This window comes from Vibrio sp. 10N.222.55.C7 (assembly GCF_041473335.1).
Taxonomy (GTDB): Bacteria; Pseudomonadota; Gammaproteobacteria; order Enterobacterales; family Vibrionaceae; genus Vibrio; species Vibrio crassostreae_C.
This window is the reverse complement of sequence record NZ_JBFRSC010000029.1, coordinates 1-2,605: the sequence shown is the minus strand read 5'-3', so window position 1 is coordinate 2,605 and position 2,605 is coordinate 1. Positions and strand designations below refer to the sequence as shown.

At 44.0% G+C, this 2,605-nt stretch carries 2 protein-coding genes and 1 pseudogene; all 3 read left to right on the top strand.

The features are described from left to right. A pseudogene (locus AB4482_RS11230) lies at window positions 1–171 on the top strand (bifunctional aspartate transaminase/aspartate 4-decarboxylase); the annotation flags it as partial. Window positions 172–241: 70 nt separating this feature from the next. Continuing rightward, window positions 242–1,450 (top strand): sodium/glutamate symporter, encoded by a 1,209-nt coding sequence (gene gltS / locus AB4482_RS11225; RefSeq protein ID WP_017061004.1) that lies wholly within the window; start codon window positions 242–244, stop codon window positions 1,448–1,450. A gap of 98 nt (window positions 1,451–1,548) precedes the next feature. Beyond that, on the top strand, window positions 1,549–2,406 hold the full coding sequence (pdxY, locus tag AB4482_RS11220) for a pyridoxal kinase PdxY (RefSeq protein WP_120459727.1): 858 nt from the start codon (window positions 1,549–1,551) through the stop codon (window positions 2,404–2,406). Window positions 2,407–2,605: the final 199 nt, after the last annotated feature.

Here is a 2,605-nt window from a genome sequence, read left to right as displayed (position 1 = left end):
TTCCGTCTTGCTCACGAAACTGGCGTCATCTTACTACCTGGTAAAGGTTTCGACACAGTACACGCCTCAGTACGCGTATCACTAGCGAACCTTACTCACCACGAGTACGAGCTAATTGGCCGTGCAACACGCACTGTGTTGGATGAGTACTTCCAAGAGTTCTCTGCGTAATTCGTAGTTGCTAGAAAATATAAGCCCCGTCAAGTCGGGGCTTTTTTATTCGGTTGTTTAGGTCGTGATAATGAATGTAATTTCTGTAAATGCCGTTGAATCTGCCATTTTGGCACTCTTGATGTTGTTGTTTGGTGAGGTAACCAAAAAACACACACCAATATTAAGTAAATATCATATCCCAGGGCCGGTGATTGGTGGGTGCATCGCAGCCTTAATTACTACTTGCTTGTATCGCATGGGAATGGAGTTCGAATTTGAACTTCCTTATAAAGAGACGTTGATGCTGATGTTTTTCGCAGGCATTGGTTTAAGCGCAAATATCAAGCAGCTATTCCAAGGTGGACGCTTGTTCGTTGTCTTTCTCGGAATCGCCGTTGTTTATATTATTTTTCAGGACGCTATTGGTGTCGCTGCAGCCTCGTTCTTAGGGCTGGATCCTAAGCTAGGACTGATGACGGGCTCTATCACCCTATCAGGTGGGCATGGTACAGGTGCTGCATGGGCGTCGATGTTTCATGACCATTTTGGTGTCGATAATGCACTCGAAATCGCGATGGCCTGTGCCACTTTTGGTCTTGTGATTGGCGGTATTATCGGAGCGCCTTTAGGCACGTATTTGGTTGAAAAAAATCAACTTTCAACACCGAACGTACATGCAGCAGATGTGGAACACAAAAAGGCCCATCACATGCCGACTAAGGGCAATGTACTACATGGCATCGGAAGCGTTGTTCTTTTAGCATGCTGTGTTGAGCTCAGCCAAATGCTACATAGTTTAGTGCTTGTGCTCGATGTGCATTGGCTGAACATGGTGCCAAATTTCGTCTATGCGTTATTTGTTGGTGCACTATTCTCAACACTATTTAGCGAGAGCAAACCTGCCAAGATTGCGATGGTCGAAGTGGCACGTTTAAGCTCAATTGCCCTAAGTGTCTTCTTATCTATGGCATTGCTTGAAATCAAACTTTGGCAGCTGTTTGATATGGCGTTGTCGCTGGTGGTTATCCTAACGATTCAAACATTGTTTACTATTGTGTTTGTTACGTCCGTTACCTATAAGCTACTCGGTAAAAATTATGATGCCGCGGTGATGGCAAGTGGTCATGCGGGCTTTGGTTTGGGTGCGACACCGACAGCCATGCTCAATATGAATGGTATCACGGGTTACTACGGCCCATCGCCACAAGCGTATTTTATCGTGCCGTTAATTGGTGCGTTCTTTATCGATCTCTCAAACCTAATCGTTATAGAGACATTCTTACATTTCATGTCTTGATGGATCTTCCCCATCAAAGGGGATTACCAAAGTTCAGTACTTTGACTTTAAAATTTACTCAAGACATCAAAAACTATATTCAGAAGAGGAGTGACGGTTTGAAAGGTGTAATTTCAATTCAGTCTCATGTGGTCTTTGGCCATGCTGGCAATAGCTCTGCCGTTTTTCCTATGCAACGTATGGGACTCGAAGTATGGCCTATCCATACGGTACAATTTTCCAACCACACACAATATCAACAAGGTTGGACCGGGCAAACATTCGGCTCAGATGATATTCGAAACTTGATTCGAGGCTTAGACAACATCAACGTACTGAAAGACTGTGGTGCGATCCTATCGGGTTATCAGGGAAGCGCAGACCAATGTAAAGCGGTTGCCGAGTCGGTTAATTTAGTTAAAGAAAAGAACCACAGTGCACTCTATGTTTGTGACCCTGTAATGGGTGACCCAGATAAAGGTTGTATCGTTGAGGATGGCGTTAGAACCGCCATTACTAAACACTTGCTTCCTATTGCCGATGTTATAGTGCCAAACCAATTTGAACTAAGTGAATTGACCGGCATTAAAATCCTCTCCCTTTATGACGCGGTTACAGCATGTAAGAAAGCATTGGAGCTTGGTCCAAAGATGGTGCTCGTGAAGCATCTTCACTCATTACCCGATGACGCGTTCAGTATGATTTTAGCAACGAAAAAGGCATGTTATTTAGCCCAACGACCGAACATTGAATTTGCTCAACAACCGGTTGGTGTCGGTGACCTTATCTCTGGCCTGTTTACCGCAGGGTTAATAAAGAGAATGTCTCCCGTAGCTGCATTCCGACATGCAAATAACGCGGTCTATGGTGTGTTGGAGCTAACTAAAAGCTATGGCACTTGGGAGCTACAAACAATCAATGCACAATATGAATTTGTAGAGCCTACCCACGATTTCAACGTGGTCAAAATCGGGTAGAGCGTTTAACTCCGATAGTGGTGGAGGGTGTACCTATTCGATGGGTCGCATCCTACAAACGAGATTACGAGCTAAGACTAAACCTAGCTATATTACTCCCAGAAAGAGACGGACTTCACTTTATCCCTATTTATTAACTTCTCTGTTTATAGCTGTTCTTTTGATTAAACAGAGTCTCTGAATCATTTTAGAGAACATT